Origin of the sequence: Streptomyces sp. NBC_01314 (assembly GCF_041435215.1) — a bacterium.
Classification (GTDB): domain Bacteria; phylum Actinomycetota; class Actinomycetes; order Streptomycetales; family Streptomycetaceae; genus Streptomyces.
Map to the genome: position 1 here is coordinate 4,615,874 of NZ_CP108394.1, position 14,011 is coordinate 4,629,884.

The 14,011-nt window shown below is 71.0% G+C and carries 12 protein-coding genes and 1 riboswitch; of the genes, 7 read left to right on the top strand and 5 right to left on the bottom strand.

Annotation, left to right across the window (positions count from 1 at the left end; genetic code table 11):
• Nucleotides 1-3 precede the first annotated feature (3 nt).
• The 4 genes from OG622_RS20235 to OG622_RS20250 all read right to left on the bottom strand — a co-directional run bounded on the left by OG622_RS20235 (nucleotide 4) and on the right by OG622_RS20250 (nucleotide 4,791).
• Nucleotides 4-975, bottom strand: coding sequence for an ABC transporter permease (locus OG622_RS20235; RefSeq protein ID WP_371577841.1), 972 nt, complete (start codon nucleotides 973-975; stop codon nucleotides 4-6).
• A complete protein-coding gene (locus OG622_RS20240) occupies nucleotides 962-1,984 on the bottom strand; it encodes an ABC transporter ATP-binding protein (protein WP_371577842.1) in 1,023 nt (340 codons plus the stop codon). Before OG622_RS20240 ends, OG622_RS20235 begins: the two co-directional genes overlap by 14 nt.
• Before the next feature lie 70 nt (nucleotides 1,985-2,054).
• Nucleotides 2,055-3,425, bottom strand: a complete 1,371-nt coding sequence (locus OG622_RS20245; RefSeq protein ID WP_371577844.1) for an outer membrane lipoprotein carrier protein LolA — start codon at nucleotides 3,423-3,425, stop codon at nucleotides 2,055-2,057.
• Between the two features lie 355 nt (nucleotides 3,426-3,780).
• A complete protein-coding gene (locus tag OG622_RS20250; RefSeq protein WP_371577846.1) occupies nucleotides 3,781-4,791 on the bottom strand; it encodes a polyprenyl synthetase family protein in 1,011 nt (336 codons plus the stop codon).
• A 645-nt stretch (nucleotides 4,792-5,436) separates the two neighbouring features.
• Nucleotides 5,437-5,642: riboswitch (cyclic di-AMP (ydaO/yuaA leader) on the top strand.
• Between the two features lie 4 nt (nucleotides 5,643-5,646).
• Here OG622_RS20250 and OG622_RS20255 point away from each other — a divergent pair.
• Nucleotides 5,647-6,390, top strand: coding sequence for a transglycosylase SLT domain-containing protein (locus OG622_RS20255; protein WP_371577847.1), 744 nt, complete (start codon nucleotides 5,647-5,649; stop codon nucleotides 6,388-6,390).
• 126 nt (nucleotides 6,391-6,516) lie between these two features.
• On the opposite strand, the gene OG622_RS20260 is transcribed toward OG622_RS20255, so the two are convergent.
• Complete coding sequence (locus OG622_RS20260; protein WP_371577848.1) at nucleotides 6,517-7,323, bottom strand: HAD family hydrolase; 807 nt, start codon at nucleotides 7,321-7,323, stop codon at nucleotides 6,517-6,519.
• A gap of 612 nt (nucleotides 7,324-7,935) precedes the next feature.
• Here OG622_RS20260 and fahA point away from each other — a divergent pair.
• From fahA to OG622_RS20290, 6 genes are all read left to right on the top strand, one after another.
• Nucleotides 7,936-9,204, top strand: coding sequence for a fumarylacetoacetase (fahA, locus tag OG622_RS20265; RefSeq protein ID WP_371577850.1), 1,269 nt, complete (start codon nucleotides 7,936-7,938; stop codon nucleotides 9,202-9,204).
• A gap of 578 nt (nucleotides 9,205-9,782) precedes the next feature.
• A complete protein-coding gene (locus tag OG622_RS20270) occupies nucleotides 9,783-10,586 on the top strand; it encodes a GntR family transcriptional regulator (RefSeq protein WP_371577852.1) in 804 nt (267 codons plus the stop codon).
• Between the two features lie 35 nt (nucleotides 10,587-10,621).
• The gene (locus tag OG622_RS20275) at nucleotides 10,622-10,849 is read left to right on the top strand and encodes a ferredoxin family protein (RefSeq protein ID WP_030790138.1); all 228 of its coding nucleotides are present in this window, start codon (nucleotides 10,622-10,624) and stop codon (nucleotides 10,847-10,849) included.
• 25 nt (nucleotides 10,850-10,874) lie between these two features.
• Complete coding sequence (locus tag OG622_RS20280; protein WP_371577853.1) at nucleotides 10,875-12,224, top strand: ABC transporter substrate-binding protein; 1,350 nt, start codon at nucleotides 10,875-10,877, stop codon at nucleotides 12,222-12,224.
• Complete coding sequence (locus tag OG622_RS20285; protein WP_371577855.1) at nucleotides 12,221-13,150, top strand: ABC transporter permease; 930 nt, start codon at nucleotides 12,221-12,223, stop codon at nucleotides 13,148-13,150. Before OG622_RS20280 ends, OG622_RS20285 begins: the two co-directional genes overlap by 4 nt.
• The gene (locus OG622_RS20290) at nucleotides 13,134-13,952 is read left to right on the top strand and encodes an ABC transporter ATP-binding protein (protein WP_371577856.1); all 819 of its coding nucleotides are present in this window, start codon (nucleotides 13,134-13,136) and stop codon (nucleotides 13,950-13,952) included. Before OG622_RS20285 ends, OG622_RS20290 begins: the two co-directional genes overlap by 17 nt.
• The last annotated feature ends 59 nt before the right edge of the window (nucleotides 13,953-14,011 follow it).

The window sequence follows — 14,011 nt, forward strand, 5'->3', positions numbered from 1 at the left end:
ACGTCAGGCCGTGATGTCCTTCGCCGTGAACCTCGCCCACGCCGCCGTTCCGAACACCGCCGCGTACAGGGCCTGGAGGCCGAGGTTGCGTTGGAGGTCGTCCCAGTAGACCGGCTCGCGCATGAGGTCGGCGAAGGAGAGCCAGTAGTGGGAGAAGAAGTACGGGTGGAGGGCGTCGAGCTGGGGGATCTGGTCGAGGATCTGCACGGTGATGAGGAGCCCGACCGTGGTGGCCATCGCGGCGATGCCGCTGTTGGTGAGGGTGGAGACGAACAGGCCGAGGGCCGCGACCCCGATCAGTGACGCGGCCACCGCGAGCGCTATCAGCAGCGCCCGCAGCAGGCCCTCGGCGAAACTGATCCGCGTGCCGGAGATCGTCGTCAGGTCGCCGAGAGGGAACAGCAATGCTCCGACCGCCAGTGCGGAGGCCGCTACAACGAGGGTCGCGACCAGGCAGAACGTCATGGTCGTCGCGTACTTGGTGAGCAGCAGCCGGGTCCGGCCCGCAGGCGAGACCAGCAGATAGCGGAGGGTGCCCGCGTTCGCCTCGCCCGCGATCGCGTCGCCGGCGATCACACCGACCGCCATCGGCAGGAAGAAGGGGAGCGTCGCGGCCAGCGCCGTGAACACCAGGAACAACCCGTTGTTGGTGATCTGTGCGATGAACGCGGGCCCGCCGCCACCGCCGCCCCCACCGCCAGGTCCGCCCCCCGACCCACCACCCGTCTCGATGCGCACCGCGATCCCGACGAGGACCGGCACCGCCGCGAGCACACCCAGCAGCGCGATCGTCCGCCACCGCCGGAAGGTCGTCACCAACTCGCTGCGGAACAGCCCGAAGGTCCACAAGAGGCTGGGCGTACGAGTGGCGACCGTCGGCGAAGCGGCTTCGGCCGCCGCTTCCTCCGGCGTGGCTCCGCCACCGGACATGCCGACCCCCGGCCCCCGCTCCCCCGACGAATCAACCCGCGACATCGAAGCCCTCCCCCGTGAGCGCCACGAACGCGTCCTCCAGTGAGGCGCGTTCGAGGACGAAGCCGCGGACGCGGACGCCCGCGGTGACCAGTGCGGCGTTCAGTTCGGCGAGGTCGCGGTCGGGTGGTGGCGGTTCCGCCGTCACCCGGCCCCCCTCGCCGGCCCCGACCCCGTCGACCCCGAACCGAGTCCCAGCCCGAGTCCCGATCCCGGGCCCAGCGGTCCCGTCCTCCTCCGTCACGACCACATCCCCGATGCCCTGCTCCTTGAGCACCCTGGCCGCGTCCGCCGTGTCGGGGGTGGTGACGACGAGGCGGCCACGCGCACCGGCGGCGAGTTCGGTCACCGCGCCCTGGACGAGGAGCCGGCCGTGAGCCATGACGGCGGCATGGGTGCACACCTGCTCGATCTCGTCGAGCAGGTGCGAGGAGAGGAAGACGGTGGTGCCGTCGGACGCCAACTCCCGTATCAGGGAACGGATTTCACGCATTCCCTGCGGGTCGAGCCCGTTGGTCGGCTCGTCGAGGACGAGGAGCCGACGCGGCTGGAGCAGCGCCGCGGCGAGGCCCAGCCGCTGTTTCATGCCCAGCGAGTACGCCTTCGCCTTCTTTCCGGCGGCGGCCGCGAGCCCCACCCGGTCGAGGGCGGCCGCGACCCGCGTACGCCGGGTGCGCGGGTCGGCGGTCGGGTCGGCGGAGTCGTAGCGCAGCAGGTTGTCGCGGCCGGAGAGGAACCCGTAAAGGGCGGGCCCCTCGATGAGCGCGCCCACGTGCGGGAGGACGGTCCGGGTGGAGCGCGGCATGGGCAGGCCGAGGACCCGGGCCGTGCCCGAGGTCGGCTCGATCAGGCCCATCAGCATGCGGATGGTGGTGGTCTTGCCCGAGCCGTTCGGGCCGAGGAAGCCGAAGACGCTGCCGCCGGGAACCGTCAGTTCCAGGTGGTCAACGGCCACCTGGCCGCCACGGAAGATCTTGGTCAGCCCCTGGGTGTGAATGGCTGCGTCGGTCATGGCTCCCCTCGGGTACGGCCGGTGGGCCGGGACGGCGGTGTCGCCGTCCCGGCCCACCGGCCAGACGTGGCTACTTCGCCGCGTTGGCCGCCTTCACGAGCGCGTCCTTGGTCACGGCACCCGCGTACACCTTGCCGTCGTCGGTGAAGAGGACGTTGATCAGCCGGGTCTTGAAGACCGTGCCCGAGCCGAACTCGCCCTTGACCTGGTCGCCGAGGGAGTTCAGGAACCCGTCGACCCGGGCGTCGCCGGAGGAGTCGCCGCCGCCGGTGGGCATGCCGCCCTCGGCACCGCTGTCGAACTCGGCGATGGTGCTCCAGCCCTTGCCGATGGTCTTCAGCCCGTCGAGCCCGCTCGCGAACTCCTCCTCGGAAACCTCGGAACCCTTGGGGCCCTTGGAGCCCTTGTGCTCCTTGAGTCCCTTGCCGTCCTTGGACGGGCCGTTCTTGCCGAACTTGTGGTCGCCCGACTTCGCGGCCTCGCCGGCCTCGTCGGCCTCGGTGACCTTCGCGCCCTTCGGCGGGGTGAAGTCGAACGTCGAGGCGCTCGGCTTGCCGAAGTCGACCTTCGTGAAGCCCGCGTCCACGACGGCGGCGCCGCCGCTCGTCGGGGTGAGCGTGAACTTCAGCGGCAGTCCCGTCTTCGCGTCGACGGCGATCGATATCGCCCCGACCGTCGAACCGGACTGCTTCGGCTTGATCACCAGCTTGTACGCGTCCCGTCCGGCGACCTGTGCGGTCCCGTCGACGGTCACGGACGTGGTGTCGTCGACGGCCTTCAGGGCCTCCTCGGCGAGCTTCTGAGGCGTGGCGGGCACGTCCTCGGCGGTGTCGGGAGCGCCCTTCGGGGCCTTCCGGTCCTTGCCCTTGGGCGCCCGCTGGTCCTTGCCCTCGTCGGCGCCGGTCGCGTGGTAGACCTCGTTCGAGGCGCTGTCGTACGCCCACAGGTCGTCGCCGTTGTGGATGACGCTGTACTCGGCGGCGTCGTCCAGCAGCGACAGCCTCTGCTTGTCGGGGCCGTCGGTGGCGACCCTCAACGTGTGGGTGCCGGTGGCGAGTTCGAGGAGCTTGGTGGAGGGGTCGGCGGCCGATCCGCCGTCGCCCCCGGAGGGCGCCTGCGAGGCGAGGCCACCCACGAGACCGCCCAGGTCGGGCAGGCCCAGATCCGTGGTGATCTTCACCGTGCCGGACACCTGCTGTACGTCCGACGCGGCGATCTTCTCGATGAGTTCCTGCGCGCTGATCTTCGGCAGATCGGGGTCGCCGGAGCCGGCGAAGGCCGGGACGAGCCCGATGGTCGCGGCGGCCACGCCCAGCACGGTGACCGGGACGACGTACCGCGCGGCCTTGCGTCGCCGTGCCGAGCGCATCTCCTCGGCCTCGGCCGCGAGCGCGGCGGCGTCGCCGGACCGGGTGCTGTCGTCGGTTTCGTACGGTGCCATGTGTGCCTTACCTCCGTCGTCGGCGGCGGCGTCTACTCGGAGCCGCCATTCTCACCCGAATCGGTGAGGAGTGGTGATACCCATCTGACCAAATCGGCGGACGGGAATCGTCAGACTCGGGACTCAACTCCGTGTACTGCTACGGGATGACATGGCGACCCGCACGGGATGACATGGCGAGGCGGCGCATCCCCGCACCCCGTAGGGGTCGTCAGGGATGGCGCCGCCGGTCGAACGCACGCGCTAGCGGTGGATGGGTGTGGTCCGGCCTCGTCATCCCGTACGGGACGTGGTCCGCCTCGTACGGGACGTGGGCAGTCCGGGGCCGGGGGTGGCAGTCCGGGGCCGGCGGTGGCTAACCGGCGCGGTGCACCACCGCGTCGCACAGCTCCACCAGTGCCGCCTTCGCGTCGCACTCCGGGAGCGGTGCCAGGACGGCCCGCGCCTCCTCCGCGTAGCGGACCGTGTCACGGCGGGCCTGCTCAAGGGCGGGGTGGACGCGCAGCCGGGCCAGCGCCTCGGCGTGGCGGGCGTCGTCGGTGAGGTCGGAGTCGAGCAGTTCGCACAGGGCGATGTCGTCCGGCAGCCCCAGCCGCCCCGCGCGCTCACGCAGCCGCAGCACCGGCATGGTCGGCACACCCTCACGGAGATCCGTGCCGGGCGTCTTGCCGGACTCGTGCGTGTCGGAGGCGATGTCGAGGACGTCGTCCGCGAGCTGGAAGGCGACACCGAGCCGCTCCCCGTACTGGGTCAGCACGTCGACCACGGTCTCGTCGGCGCCCGCCATCAGCGCGCCGAGCCGCCCGGCGACCGCGACCAGCGACCCGGTCTTGCCGCCCAGCACGTCGAGGTAGTGGTCGATCGGGTCGCGTCCGTCGCGCGGCCCGGCGGTCTCCAGGATCTGCCCGGTGACCAGCCGCTCGAAGGCCTCGGCCTGGATGCGGACGGCGTCGGGACCGAGGTCGGCGAGGACGTGCGAGGCGCGGGCGAAGAGGAAGTCACCGGTCAGCACGGCCAGGGAGTTGTCCCAGCGGGCGTTGGCGCTCGGCACGCCCCGGCGCACCTCGGCCTCGTCCATCACGTCGTCGTGGTACAGCGTGGCGAGATGCGTCAGCTCGACCACCACCGCCGAGGGCACGACACCCGGCGCGTACGGGTCGCCGAACTGCGCCGCGAGCATCACCAGCAGCGGCCGGAATCGCTTGCCGCCCGCGCGCAGCAGGTGCTGGGCGGCCTCCTGGATGAACGGGACCCCGCTCTTGGTCGCCTCCAGCAGACCCTCCTCGACGGCCGCCATTCCGGCCTGGACATCGGCTTCGAGAGCCTGGTCCCGCGCGCTCAGCCCAAACGGCTCGACGACGGTCACGAGGGTTCTCCTGTCTGCTGACGTCTGATGACGGTCACACGGTCGGTCTAGGTCGCTCTCACAGTCGATGACAAAGTCTGTCGATCTGTCGCTGTCATCACCCGAGTCAGCGTATCCGGTCACCTTTCGATCACCACGAGCGCCCACGGCTTCGCCCCGGGTGGTATGGACCGCACTCCCCATATTCTTGATCAACTGGTCCGCGCCGATATTCACCGACGCGCGTGCCGCCCCGGCCTCGACGACCCGCCCCGGGTACCCGCCGCTCCCCCGGAGACGCCCACGTGCTGCCCGGCCGGGCGAATCCGTGCTCGCAGGCCCACCGCTTTCCACCCATATGCACCACTTCACTCCAGCCCGAGTTGACCTATTTGCCGCTTACTCGACACTTCACCCGACTTCTCCCGTGAGTTGGGTCACGGGCATCCCGCGCGGCGCCCTCACTCCATGCCGCCGACTTTCCCTTTGCGGTAGGCAAGTTGAGCCATGAACAGCACCCCGACAGCAAGGGCGAAACGCGGCAAACTCAAGGTCAACTGGATCAAAGCGCCAAACCGGGACTTGTTCCCTTCGTGTGCTCTCGCATACGTTCACACCTCGTCCGGACGGACCGCCGAATCCTGCCGCCGCCCCGGACCCCCCACCCATCACCACTCATCCACGCACGGCAGGAGCGGGGGACCCAGGTAAGCCGTCGGTCCGATTTTCCCCATTCGGACCGGCTTGGGGTAAAGCCACGCGCAGTACGCCCGGCGGACGCCGCACGCACAGCGACCGCCGGGACGACACGCACGGCCGGGCATCTCCAGCCCGAACCCGACAGCTCACCCCGTAGGCGACGGAGAGGAATCCGCCATGCTCGCACGAGGCAAACACCGCCGCCCCAAAAGCAACGCGCTGACCCGCGGCCTCGTCGCCGCCGGAACGGGCGGGGCCGCACTGGCCCTCCCGCTCACGGCCGCCACGACCGCGAACGCCGCCGCCCCGACCCAGGCCGCCACCTCCGTACAGTCGGTTCCACAGTCCGCGCCGGCCGTGGCCCTGCCCAAGCCCACGACGTACACCGTGGCCTCCGGTGACACGCTCTCCTCCATCTCGCGCAAGCACCACACCAAGGGCGGCTGGCAGCGGCTCTACAAGAACAACCGCGCGGCCATCGGCGACAACCCGGCACTGATCCGGCCGGGCCTGAAGCTGAAGCTGAACGCGACGAAGCCCTCCACGGCGCAGAAGGCGTCGACGGCCTCCACGGCCACACAGGCGTCGGTCAAGACGTACGCGAACAACCTCGACGGCTGGATCCGCGAGTCGCTGGACATCATGGCGCAAAAGGGAATTCCCGGGACGTACGACGGGATCTACCGCAACATCATCCGTGAGTCGTCGGGCAACCCGCAGGCCATCAACAACTGGGACTCCAACGCCGCCGCGGGCATCCCGTCGAAGGGCCTCCTCCAGGTCATCGACCCGACCTTCGCCGCGTACCACGTCTCCGGCACCGTGTACGACCCCTACGACCCGGTCGCGAACATCACGGCGGCGTGCAACTACGCCGCCGCGAGGTACGGCTCGATCGACAACGTCTTCGGCGCGTACTAAGCCCTCCAGCTCCACCTTCTCCACCTGCTCCACCTTCTTCACTCTGTTCCCCTGGGCCGGCGGGCCCAGGGGAACAGGCATGTGCGGGAAGAGCCGTTCACGGAAGGGCGGTGCACGGCAGAGCCTTCACGGGAAGAGCCTCTCCAGCACCACCGCGATGCCGTCGTCCTCGTTGGAGAGGGTCACCTCGTCGGCGACGGCCTTGAGTTCGGGGTGGGCGTTGGCCATGGCGACCCCGTGCGCGGCCCAGTCGAACATCGGGATGTCGTTGGGCATGTCACCGAAGGCGATGGTCCGGTCCGGGGTCAGTCCGAGATGGTCGGCGGCCAGGGCGAGGCCCGTCGCCTTGGTGATGCCGCATGGCTGGAGTTCGACGGTGCCGGGACCCGACATGGTGACCGTCGCCAGCGACCCGACCGCCATCCGCGCCGCCGAGGCCAACTCGTCGTCGGACAGATAGGGATGGCGCAGCAGCACCTTGCTGATCGGCTCGCACCACAGGTCGTCCCGGCGCGGCACCCGTACGGCGGGCAGCGTGGGGTGCGGCATGAGGTAGCCCGGCTCGATCAGGGTGAGGCCGTCGACCCCGTCCTGGTCGACGGCGGCGTACACCTGTCCGACCTCCGCCTCGATCTTGCCGAGCGCGGTCTCGGCGAGTTCCCGGTCCAGGGTGACGGACCAGAGCAGCCGGTCCGCGCCGGTGTCGTACAACTGCGCGCCCTGTCCGCACACCGCGAGCCCCCTGCTGCCGAGGTCCTCCAGCAGTGGTCGCACTCTCGGTGCCGGCCGTCCCGTCACCACGAGGTGCTGAGCACCGGCCCTCGTGGCCCGCGCCAGCGCGGCGAGGGACCGGTCGGAGAGCGTGTCGTCACTGCGCAGGAGCGTTCCGTCCAGGTCAGTGGCGATGAGTGAATATGCGGTGGGTGCGGCCATGATCAGAGAATACGGATGCGGCGCCCCATCGGTTCGACGCGAACCGGACGACGTCCGGCATCCCGACCGCCCCACGACGCCCCTACGTCAACCCCCGTTGCCCGAACGCGAGTTCACGGAGCCAGCCGGGGGTCGCGTCGCTCGAAATGGCCGCAGGCCTTGAACAGGCCGCAGGCCTGAGACGACCGCAGGCCCTGAGACGGCCGCGGACCTTGAGACGACTGCGGCCCTGAGACGACCACAGGCCTTGAAATGGCCGCAGGCCTTGAAAGGGGCGCGGGGAACTGCGCGAACAACCCCCACGCACCCGCACCCCGCAGCCCACCGAACCGACCGAGCCCATCCCGGATTCCGCTCACCAAACCTACGCGCCGAAGCCACATGCCGAGCCGGGGCGAAGCGAACTCCGTCCCGCACACGAACCGCATCACCGGCCCGGACCTACCCACCCCGTCCGCGCCCCCAGAGGACGCCGATCCGGAACCCTCCCTTCCAACCCTCCCCTACCAGGACATCGCGAACTCTTCAGACACTCCCCGATCTTCACACCGCCCCGTAACGTGTGCCGCGACCAGACGTACGACGGAACGCACGAGAGCGAGGCAGCCCCCGATGCCCCCCTTCGATGTCCCCGAAGGCGATCCCTTCGACGTCCCCGAGGGCCACCCCTTCGGCATCCCGGAGGGCCATCCCTTCGGGCCGCACAACCTGCCCTACGGTGTCTTCTCCCCCACCGGTTCCGACGCCCGTACGGTCGGTGTCCGCCTCGGCGACCACGTCCTCGACGCCGCCGCGGCGGCCCGCGCCCTCGGTTCCCCGTACGCCGCGCTGCTGGCCCACCCCACGCTCAACGCCCTGCTGGCGGCGGGGCGCACGGCCTGGTCGGACGTCCGCCGGGCGCTGACGGCGTGGCTCACGGTGCCCTCGCACCGGGAGACGATCGCGCCGCACTTCCACGCGCTGTCCGACGTGACCCTGCATCTGCCGTTCGAGGTGGCCGACTACGTCGACTTCTACGCCTCCGAGAACCACGCGCGAAACGTGGGCCAGATCTTCCGTCCCGACGCTCCGGACCCGCTGACCCCCAACTGGAAGCACCTGCCGATCGGTTACCACGGCCGGTCCGGCACGGTCGTGGTGTCCGGGACGGAGGTGGTACGGCCGTCCGGCCAGCGCAAGGCGCCCGCCGATCCGGCGCCCGTGTTCGGTCCGTCCGTCCGGCTGGACATCGAGGCGGAGGTCGGTTTCGTGGTGGGGGTGCCCTCGGAGATGGGGCGGCCGGTGGGGTTGGGGGACTTCCGCGACCACGTCTTCGGGCTCTGTCTCCTCAACGACTGGTCGGCGCGTGATCTGCAGGCCTGGGAGTACGTTCCGCTCGGGCCGTTCCTCGGGAAGTCCTTCGCGACGTCGGTCTCGGCGTGGATCACTCCGCTGGACGCCCTGGACGAGGCGCGGGTGTCACCGCCGGAGCGCACGTACCCGCTCCTTCCCTACCTGGACGACTCCGCGCCGGACTTCGACCCCGGGGGGTACGACCTCCGTATCAGTGTCGCCGTCAACGGGCATGTCGTCTCGGAGCCGCCCTTCACCACGATGTACTGGACCGCCGCTCAGCAGCTGGCCCACATGACCGTCAACGGCGCGTCCCTCCGTACGGGCGACCTCTACGGCTCCGGGACGGTCAGCGGGGCGGACGCCGGACAGCGGGGCTCGCTGTTGGAGCTCACCTGGAACGGACGGGACGTCCTCGATCTCCCCACCGGCAAGCGCACGTTCCTGGAGGACGGCGACGAGGTGACCCTCACGGCTTGGGCGCCGGGGCCGGGTGGGACGAAGGTGGGGCTGGGCGAGGTCAGGGGCCGGGTCAGGGCTCGGGACTGACGGGTCAGGGCGGTACGCCTCCGGCGGCCGGCCTGATCGTTGCGTGCTCGGGGGCTTCGGTGGTGGGCGCGTGCTCGCCGTGGGGGTGCTGCGCCGGGGGCGGGGTTCCGTCCGCTGTGGTTGCTCGCGCAGTTCCCCGGGCCTCTTCGGGGCACGGCCGTGGCGCATGTGCCGCCCACCCTGCCGACCGCCCTGCCGCGCTACCCGGCTGCGCCCGCGGATGTGCATGGCGCTGGAGCGGCTGCCCACCCCACCGCCACGCACAACCGCGGGCAATCGTGCCGCCGGGCCGATGGGAAGGGTGGCCGCGGCGCCTCGTGACCGCCGAGCCGTGGAACCCGCCTCGCCCCGCCAGCCCAGCCCACCTCACCTCACCTCACCTCACCTCACCCAGTCCACCCCAGCGCAACGGCACATCCCAGCCACCGGCCCTCCGTTCCCACCCCTCGGACAACCCGGTGGCAGATCTTCGTCACGCCCCCGCAAAACCCCAGCTCAGAGCACTCGACCGCGGTCGGCCACATGGCGCAACACTCCGGCAACATTCCCTTCCCCACCATTTCGGTATGGTTCAAAACATGCCACCCACCGACCGCATCCGAGACCACGCCGGCCTGGGCGCGACCACCGTCGCCGCCCACCGGACGCGTCGTCGGCTGCGTGCGGACCAGGCGCGGCAGCTCGCCGACCTTCTCCGCCGCCAACTCCTCACCGGCGGCTTCGAGAACGGCACCCTTCCCCACGAGTCCTCCCTCGCCCTCGACTACCGCGCGACCCGCAACACGGTCCGCGAGGCCCTGGACCTCCTCCGCGCCGAAGGCCTCGTGGAACGGTTCCCCGGCGTGGGCACCGTCGTCGTCGCCCAGAAGTACCCCCACGGCCTCGACCACCTGATGGGCCTCGCGGAGACCCTCCGTGAGCACGGCACGGTCACCAACGAGGTCCGCACCATGGGCCCCGCGCCGGCCCCCACCCCCGTGGCCGACCGCCTCCATCTCCAGCCCGGCACCGACGTCCTCTACATCGAACGCCTGCGCCGCCTGAACGGCCTTCCCCTCTCCCTCGACCTCACCTACATCCCCCTCACCCTCGGCTCCCTCGACATCGGCACCGCGCTCCTCGGCGCCGATGTGGAGAACACCGACGTCTTCCGCCTCCTGGAGACGATCACCGGCCGACGCCTCGGCCACGCCGAGATCACCCTGGAGGCGGTGAACGCGGACACCCACTCCGCCGCCGTACTCGAAGCCCCACGCGGCTCGGCCGTCCTGATGCTGGAACGCCTCACCCACCTCGCCGACGGCCAACCGGTCGACCTGGAGTTCATCCGCTTCCGGGGCGACCGCATCACGATGAGCGGTCTGCTGCACCGCTCCCTGTAACAAATCCCCTGATTCGCCCCTCCCTGGAGACAGCCATGCCTTTGGTGCCCCAGCGGGCCGACGTGCCCGTGACCATCGACGAGTCGAAGTGCATCGACGGCTGCACCCTCTGCGTGGACATGTGCCCGCTGGACTCCCTGGCCATCGACGAGAGCAACGGCAAGGCCTACATGCACGTCGACGAGTGCTGGTACTGCGGCCCGTGCGCGGCCCGCTGCCCCACCGGCGCCGTCACGGTCAACATGCCCTACCTGCTCCGCTGAACGCTCCGGTGAGAGGCCAACTCCCATGAAACACAAAGCAGTTGCCGCGACCGCCGCCCTCCTGCTGCCGCTGTCCCTGACCGCGTGCGGCAACGGCGGTGACACCACGGCGGACGGCGGGACGGTCACCGTCACCGTCGGCTACCAGTCCAAGACCATCAACACCGTCACCGCCGGCACCCTTCTGCGCTCCCTCGGCTACTTCGAGGACGAGCTGAACGCGCTGGGCGGGAAGACGACGTACAAGGTCGACTGGCAGGACTACGCGACCGGCGCCCCCATCACCGCCCAGATGACCGCCGGGAAGATGGACATCGGCTCGATGGGCGACTTCCCCCTGCTCCTCAACGCGGCCCGCGGCAAGCAGCTCGGCAAGCCCACCCGGCTCGTCGCGGCCACCGGTTACAACCTCCGGGGCGGGCTCAACACCATCGTCACCGCCCCGGACTCGAAGCTGAGCACGCTCAAGGACCTGAAGGGCAGGAAGGTCTCGACGAGCATCGGATCGGCGGCGGACGGCACCCTCGTACGAGCGCTGCGGAACGCCGGCCTCGACGCCGACAAGGACATCGAGAAGCTCAACCAGCAGCCGGCGGTCGGCGCGTCCGCCCTCTCCGGGGGCAGCACGGACGCGTTGTCGCAGTTCGTGGCATGGCCGGGGCTGCTCACCTACCAGGGCAAGGCGAAGGCCCTGTACGACGGTGCGCAGCTGGACCTGCCGACCTTCCACGGCGTGACGGCCCGCGAGGACTTCGCCGAGCAGCGGCCGGCTGTCCTGGTGGCCTTCCTCAAGGCGCAGGCCAAGGCCACGGACTACCTCAACGAGCATCCCGTGGAGGCCGCGGAGAAGGTCGCCGACGCCACGGGGCTGCCCGCCGAGGTCGTCTACCTCTACAACGGGGCGCACGGCATCGCGACCTTCGACCCCGCGCTGAAGCCCGCGCTGATCGCCGCCCTGAAGAAGGACGTGCCGATCCTCAAGGCGGCGAAACTGACGGGCGACGTGGACGTGGACGCGTTCGTCGACGACCAGTACGTCCGCAAGGCGCTCGGTACGTCGTACGAGAAGCAGCTCGCGGCGGCCCCCGCCCCGGCCGGGAGCGAGGTCTGGCCCAAGAACGCCACCGAGACCCAGTCCTTCAGGACGCCCGCCGAGCTCCTCGCCCACGTCGCCGGGCACAAGAACGGGATCCGCGCCGCGTACGTCCCGGACGCCACGACCGGTACCCAGTGGTTCGCCGACAAGGCGGTGTGGGTGGCCGACGGCGACCAGCTCCTGCCCTTCGTCGCCCCGGCCACGGCGAAGGCGTACGTCGCCGGCCACGACGGCGCCGAGGTCATCACGTACGCCGCCGCCCTGGAGCGGGCGTCGTGAGCCGCCCCGCCGAAGCCGGCCGACGCGCGCGGAGTCTCGGCTCACGGCCCACGACCCGCTACGCCCTGCGGGTGGTGTCCCTGGTCGCGGCCCTCGCTCTCTGGCAGCTGCTGACCAGCCTGGACGTCGACGTATGGCTGCGTTTCTCGCAGTTCCCCACGGTGACGGACGTGGCGCACGCCTTCGCGGACCGGGTGACCGGGCCGGACTACTGGACGGACCTGACCGACAGCCTCACCCGCATCCTGACCGGCTTCCTGCTGGCGGCGGTGCTGGGTGTGGCGGTGGGCATCCTCGTCGCCCGCTCCCGCCTCGCCGAGGACCTGCTCGGGCCGGTCCTGGAGGTGATCCGCCCGATCCCGGCGATCGCCCTGGTCCCGGTGGCGATCCTGCTGTTCCCCTCCAACGAGCAGGGCATCGTCTTCATCACCTTCACCGCCGCGTTCTTCCCGGTCCTGGTCTCCACCCGGCACGCGGTGCGGGCGCTGACCCCGGTGTGGGAGGAGGCGGTCCGCACGATGGGCGGTGGCCGCTGGCGGGTCCTCGCCTCGGTCGTCGTGCCGGGCGCGCTGCCGGGCATCTTCGGCGGCCTGTCGGTCGGCATCGGGGTGTCCTGGATCTGTGTGATCTCCGCCGAGATGATCTCCGGTCAGTACGGCGTCGGCTACCGCACCTGGCAGGACTACACGGTCGTCAACTACCCCGGGGTCTTCGTCGGCATGGCCACGATCGGGGTGCTCGGGTGGCTGACGTCGACCGCCGTGGAGCTGGTCGGCCGCCGGCTGACCCACTGGCTGCCGCGTACGTCGTACGCCCCCGCCGGCCGTCCCCGGGTTCCGCGAACCGCCGCCGCACAGGCCGTCCCCGCGACCGCCGCCACCGCCACCGCCGAGGCCGAGGAGGCACGTGATGAGCACCTCGTCTGAGACCCGGGCCCACGCGCCTGAAGAGGCACCGGCGCGGGCCGCCGAGGAGAAACAGGCGCCCGCCTCCGCGCGCGGCACCCGCCTCGTCCTCCACGGTGCCGACCTGGGCCGACCCGGCGCCGTCACTCTGACGGACGTCGACCTGGACGTCGCCCCCGGCGGGATCCTCACCGTGGTCGGCCCGTCCGGCTGCGGCAAATCGACCCTCCTGCGCACCCTGGCGGGCCTGCTGCCCCCGCTCGCCGGAGAGATCACCCAGGACGAGAGCCCCCTGACCGGCCCGTCCGCCGAACGCGCCCTCGTCTTCCAGGAGGACGCCCTGCTGCCCTGGCGCACCCTGCGCGCCAACGTCGAACTCCCGCTCGCCATCCGCGGCCTGCCGCGCGCCGAACGCCGAACGCAGGCCGAGGCGTGGCTGTCCCGGGTCGGGCTCGCCGAGTACGCCCGGCAGCTGCCGCACCGCGTCTCCGGCGGACAACGCCAGCGCGCACAGCTGGCCCGCGCCCTCGCCGGGCGCCCCCGCGCCGTCCTGATGGACGAGCCGTTCGGCGCGCTCGACGCGCAGACCCGGGCCGGTATGCAGGACCTGCTGGTGGAGGTGTTGCGGGGCACGGGCGCCACGGTCGTCTTCGTCACCCACGACGTGGACGAGGCCCTGTTCCTCGGCGACCGCGTGGCCCTCCTCGGCGCCGGCCGGCTGACCGCCGTACGCGACATTCCCCGCCCCCGCGACCGCGCCGCCCACGACGACCCGGCACGCGTGGCCCTGCGCCGCGACGTCCTGACCTCCCTCAGCGACTGAGCACCCGCGCGTCCGCGCCACTCGACATCTGAGCGACCGAGCACTTGAAAGGCATCCCG